This is a genomic window from Psychrobacter muriicola 2pS, from assembly GCF_904846535.1.
Taxonomy (GTDB): domain Bacteria; phylum Pseudomonadota; class Gammaproteobacteria; order Pseudomonadales; family Moraxellaceae; genus Psychrobacter; species Psychrobacter aquimaris.
Genome location: NZ_CAJHBC010000012.1, coordinates 64,452 through 70,451, shown reverse-complemented (window position 1 = coordinate 70,451; position 6,000 = coordinate 64,452). Strand labels below are relative to the sequence as shown.

4 protein-coding genes are annotated in these 6,000 nt (G+C 40.9%); 3 read left to right on the top strand and 1 reads right to left on the bottom strand.

The features are described from left to right. Positions 1 to 170: 170 nt before the first annotated feature. The 3 genes from nrdR (at position 171) to JMX93_RS13455 (ending at position 2,880) form a co-directional block, all read left to right on the top strand. Positions 171 to 629 carry a transcriptional regulator NrdR gene (gene nrdR / locus JMX93_RS13465; RefSeq protein ID WP_071002667.1) on the top strand — a complete coding sequence of 153 codons (459 nt, stop codon included), beginning with the start codon at positions 171 to 173 and terminating at the stop codon, positions 627 to 629. A gap of 99 nt (positions 630 to 728) precedes the next feature. Then, positions 729 to 1,784 (top strand): bifunctional diaminohydroxyphosphoribosylaminopyrimidine deaminase/5-amino-6-(5-phosphoribosylamino)uracil reductase RibD, encoded by a 1,056-nt coding sequence (gene ribD / locus JMX93_RS13460; protein WP_499205019.1) that lies wholly within the window; start codon positions 729 to 731, stop codon positions 1,782 to 1,784. A gap of 421 nt (positions 1,785 to 2,205) precedes the next feature. Continuing rightward, on the top strand, positions 2,206 to 2,880 hold the full coding sequence (locus JMX93_RS13455) for a riboflavin synthase (protein ID WP_198333404.1): 675 nt from the start codon (positions 2,206 to 2,208) through the stop codon (positions 2,878 to 2,880). 51 nt (positions 2,881 to 2,931) lie between these two features. Here the strand turns inward: JMX93_RS13455 and JMX93_RS13450 are convergent, their stop codons facing one another. After that, positions 2,932 to 5,754, bottom strand: a complete 2,823-nt coding sequence (locus JMX93_RS13450; protein ID WP_499205018.1) for a response regulator — start codon at positions 5,752 to 5,754, stop codon at positions 2,932 to 2,934. Positions 5,755 to 6,000: the final 246 nt, after the last annotated feature.

The window sequence follows — 6,000 nt, the reverse complement described above, 5'->3', positions numbered from 1 at the left end:
GTGACTTGTGACTTGTGACTTGTGACTTGTGACTTGTGACTTGTGACTTGTGACTTGTGACTTGTGACTTGTGACTTGTGACTTGTGACTTGTGACTTGTGACTTGTGACTTGTGACTTGTGACTTGTGACTTGTGACTCTTGCGCTTAATATTAAAATAAGGAAACGCTATGCACTGCCCATATTGTAATGCATCAGAGACAAAAGTGATCGACTCACGTCTTGCTGCAGAAGGTGCGCAAGTGCGTCGCCGCCGTTCATGCAATAGTTGCCAAGAGCGTTTTACAACGTTTGAGATGGTAGAAGTGGTGATGCCAAGGATTATCAAATCTAGCAACAAGATTGAACCTTACGACAATGAAAAGCTGCGTCGGTCTATCTTGTTGCCTTTGCAAAAGCGCCCCATCACTATTGATGAGCAAGAGGCAATGATTAGTCGAGTTGAGAAACGTGTCAGACAAATGGGTGAGCGTGAAATCAGTAGTAAAGTGTTAGGTGAGATTATCATGAGTGAGCTTAAAACGTTAGATGATGTTGCTTATGTGCGTTTTGCCAGTGTTTACCGCGACTTTCAAGATATTGATGCTTTCCATCAAGAGATTGCCAATATCCGTCCAAATGATAAGTAAATTGATAAATGTATCCGAATCTTCAGCAATTATTTTTGAGCTTAAAACGCCTGTTTTCTTAGATAGAATCTCCTGTAATCATTAATGAAGTCTACTTTTATGCCAGTTTCAAACCATACTCAGAATGCGCAAGACCGCTACTTTATGATGCTTGCGATCGAACAAGCTAAACAGGGTTTATATACCACTAGACCTAATCCAGCGGTAGGCTGTGTCATCGTGCAAGCAGAAGCGATCGTCGGTCAAGGGTTCCACCCCAAAGCTGGTCAGCCTCATGCAGAAGTATTTGCGCTAAAAGAAGCGGGTGTGAGGGCTGTAGGTGCAACTGCTTATGTGACTTTAGAGCCTTGTAGTCATACGGGGCGTACGCCACCTTGCGCTTTGGGTCTTATTAATGCCGGTGTGAAACGTGTCGTGATCGCAGGGCTTGATCCCAATCCGCAAGTGGCAGGACGCGGTGTGAAACTGTTAGAGCAGGCTGGGATTCAAGTAACAGTCGGTATATTAACCGAGCAAGCAGAAGCTTTAAATCGTGGGTTCTTAAAAGCAATGCGCACCCAGATGCCTTATGTACGACTTAAAATTGCCACCAGCCTTGACGGTCGTACCGCGATGGCATCTGGTGAGTCGAAATGGATTACCTCAGCGGCTGCCCGCGAAGATGTACAGAAGCTACGTGCACAAAGTGGCGCGATTATTACTGGTAGTGAAACGGTTATCGCTGATAATCCACAGCTTAACGTACGTTCCAACCAATTAGGTGTACCACCTGAGCAAGTTCCTGCTCCCAAGGTTGTTGTACTCGATAGGCGTCAGCGTTTAGAACACAGCTCACAGTCTGAGTATCAGTTATGCCGTCGACCGGATACGATTTATTGGCGTGAAGATAACTTGATTGAATTACTAAAAAAATTGGTCAGTGATCACCAATGTTATGACGTGTTGATAGAGGCGGGTGCTAGCGTTGCTGGTAGTTTCTTAAGCCAACAATTGGTAGATGAGTTGATTGTCTATCAGGCGCCTTGTTTGTTAGGCGCACAAGCTAGACCGATGGTCGATTTTAACCCACTGTCTCTAGCTCAGCAGTTGCGTTTCGATATTTATAGCCATGAAACATTAAATCCTGATCTTAAACTGACTTTATTACCACTATAACTTGTTATTTATAAACAGCTTATCCACAGTTTGTGCTAAATACTTGCTAAGTGTGGATGAGCAGCCAGTGGAGTAGAGGGTTTCACATGAAACTGTGTATAACTTTGTTTCACATGAAACAAAAAATTAGGATTTTTGTAAAAATTTAGATATTAAATTAATGTAATCAATAACTTAGGTTTAGCCATCGCTTTTTTTTAATGTTAATCCATATTTCATTTCCTGTGGATAACTTAATTGAAATGAGTGTTTTAATACGCTATGAGTTGATTTATCAGTACTTATCCACAATTTATCCCGTCATATGCTCAATTAAGCTCACGTTGCCATAAAAAAACTGGCTCAGACAAATGCTGACACAATATCAATAAATCAAGATATATTGTCTATGAAGACAATATCATAATGAAATGAGGTCGATATGTTTACTGGAATTATAGAGAGTGTTGGAAAGGTTAAGTCCATGCAGCCTACGGGCGGTGATATACGTTTAACGATAGAGTCTGATGATTTGGACTTTAGTGATGTGAAGTTAGGAGATTCTATCGCCTCCAATGGTATTTGCTTAACCGTTGTAGACTTAGGTAGTAATCATTATTCCGTTGATGTCTCACGTGAAACCATCGCTCGTACCGCGTTAGAAACCTTAAAAGCGGGTCATACGGTTAATTTAGAGAAAGCGATGTTACCAACCACGCGTTTTGGTGGTCATATTGTCGCAGGCCACGTCGATGGCGTAGGCGTGGTTAGTAAGCTGCAACAAGATGCACGCTCTATCTATATCGAGATTGAGATACCACAAGAGCTAGCGCATTATACAGCGACCAAAGGCTCTATAACGGTTGATGGTATTAGCCTGACGACTAATCTTGTACGAGACAATATTGTCTCTTTAAATATCATTCCACATACCGCACAAGTGACCAATATCGCTAAGCATTGGCTAGTTGGAAATAAGGTCAACATCGAAGTAGATATCGTCGCGCGCTATTTAGAACGTTTGTTAAATAAGTCACAAACGGGTGGCATGAATACGCCAAGTCCGCAAAGCCAAATTACAGAAGCATTTTTAGCAGATAACGGTTTTATGAAGTAATTGGTTTATGAAGTAATTGGTTTAAGCTTAAAGAGTGGGTTTTACAGGTTGTCATGATTTGATAAAGCTCTGTAAAACCGCCTCTAGCTCTTTTTTGTTGATAGGTTTGGATAAAAAATCATCCATGCCCACTTCTATACAAGCGTCGCGATCTTCTTTGGTGTTGTTCGCGGTCAGCGCTACAATGGCAATTTTATCGCCTTGTGCACGAATCGCTTGGGTAGCCTGTAGCCCATCCATGACAGGCATACGACAGTCCATCAAAATAAGTGAGATATCTTGACGCTGTTGTTGTAGCGTATCTAACGCTTGCTGACCATCTTCTGCAACCACACTACGATAACCAAGTTTACTCAATATCTTGCAGGTTATTTTCTGATTGGTTGGACTGTCTTCTACCACCAAGATAAGTGGCGATACATTTTCGGTGGTAGATTTATCTGCTTCGATTGCTAACTGTTTACTCTCTTCTTTAATATCTATGGTTTGAACCAGATTCTGTCTCGCTGGTAAGGTTAAGCGCAGTAATTCAGACAGCAATAGAGTAGCATCTAACGGTTTGGTCAAAAACCCTTCATATTTATCTAATAATATAGAGGGAATGCGGCGTTCTGGTTTCATACTAAACAGTATCTTTGGTAGCGACGGATTGTCGAGCAGGATATTTAACGCCTGATGTCTATCATCATCCATTATCGCCTGATTAGCAGAAGCAATAGAAACGGTTTCATAATATTCATAATCTAATAGTAAGATAGGAGCGCGTGTCTGCTTATTTTGCGCTAACTTAGCCACAATATTCTCTATAGTAGAGAGGGTTATCGACGTACAAATAGTCGTTGATATAGATAGGTGTTCGCACAAGCGCTGCAAATTTTCAGCAACCAGCGGTTGATTGATAACAGCGATAAGATAAATCTGAGTCAAGTGTTGATTGTGATGATAGACCGGTTGATAATTTGGACAGCGGCAGGGTAGATACAGATTAAAAGTACTGCCTTTAGTCACCGTACTTTTTATTTCAATAAAACCACCCAATAATCGCGCAAAACTATTGACGTTACTTAACCCTAGTCCTTTCTCAGTCGTGCTCTTTTGAATATAGTCAACGTTTCGATTGTTGTTTTGGTTATTGCTTTCATTAAGGTAAGTCAGCAATTGATGTTGCTTCGCTATATCGATTCCCATACCGCTATCTTTTATGCTAAACCGAATCCAGTCGTTTGAGGCATGATTGGTATTGTCTTTATTAATATAACTGTTTTTAATAAGCGTATGGTCATCTACCAATCCTCTGTTTTTGGTTGCTAATACCTCTGCATTACTCACCGTTTCGATGGTCAATGCCACATAGCCAGAAGTGGTAAATTTAACCGCGTTTTTTAATAAATTTAAGAGAATTTGTCGTAGACGAATATCATCCGTATCGATGCAGCGCGGGCAATCTGGCGCAAAGAAGTAAATCAGCTCTAACCCTTGCTGCCTCGTATTACCTATTATTGAGTCGTTGATCTCTTGCCCTAATTTATAAATATCGACAGGCTCAATATTAAGGCGAGTTTTTCTTACCTCTATTTCCCCGATGTCTAGCACATCATTGAGTGTCGTTAGCATATTTTGACTGCTTTTAATTAATGATATTAAAATGTCATTCTGCTCGGTAGTCAATGTCGCAGGATCGATCGGTTCAAGCGTATCTATCATCATTTCTAGCGGTATGCGTAGTTGATGACCTGTCAGCGATCGAACCTTATTTAATTCGTCAAGTTTTCGCTGTAGTCGTTGATTTTTTTGCTGTAACTGCTCGACTTGATTGGCAAATTCATTGATATTATTCAGCAGTACCGTAAAGCCGTGGACTTGGCCATGTTCACCAAACCATGGTGTAATATGCAATTGGTAAGCCTGTTTATTTTTTAATCCGTAGACTATTAAGGTACGAGTGAAGCGCAGGTTAGATAACGTTTGGAGCAATCGCTGCGTGGACTCATCCTTACCCACGATAAAATCCGTCAATTCATAGCTACTATCACTTTGCGGTAAAGACATGAATGTTTGTTCAAAACGTTTATTAAAAAAGCTGACTTGACCATGACGCATAATCATTAGCATCGGTAAAGGGGCTTGATCCACCAAACGTTCAAGACGATGTGTTAGGGTTTTAATACGGCGATAGTCATTGTGTAGCTGATAACTGACACGGCTCAACGCATGGCCTAAACGTAGAAACTCAGTCGTAGATTTTTTGTGCAAAAAAGGCGGTGGACTGTAGGCTTCTTTTGCGTGGCTACTTAGATTGTCAGTATAAAGTAGCAGCTGCTCCCAATTGGCGCGACGATTGAGCATATAAAGCAAAGCGATGATAAAAAGTATTATTGCTGCCATCAATGGCAACCAGTAGCGATATGATATCCATTCAATAGTAGGCGGCTTATGGCGCAATATAATATAAAGCTGATGACCACTTTTGAGTTTAATGGTACCCGTTAAGTTGCGATTATTGAGAGTATAAGCACTATGACTGCCGTTATTAGAAGGCGATGAGCTAATGATAGGAAAAGTCACGGTAGCGAAAGCAGTCTCATTAGGCCGAGTATGGCGATGGATATAAGTCTGCCCAGATGGCATCATAAAAACCAGCTGATAGCTTATGTCTTCAAATACGGGTTTTTCTAAAATCTTTTTAATGTCAGGGTTTAGAAGACCATCACGTTCAGTGACCTCATGCTGCAATGCATAAAAGGTATCGATACTGTGTTGTTCACTGTGTTTTTTTATCTCGTGAAATATTGTGACATAATACAGCGCCAGCATCACCAGCAACGTCAGCGCATAGAATATGAGTAAGCGTTGTAAGGACTGAAACTGTTGCATGAAAGCGTGGTCCTATATCGACACGAAAAACATAGTGGGTAAATAGTCAGTTTGGCACAGCAGTTGGTTTATTCAAGCTATTTTACCCTTTATAGTCTGCACCTATTATCTATAAAAAATGGTGAATCGTAGTGCAATATTGCCCAATACCGCGTCGTTTTGTAAACAAAGTCATCAATAAGAGAGCTCTGCTTGCGTTCTATTATAAAGACAAACCGTGTCATTAGTAACGCTCGATTACCATTA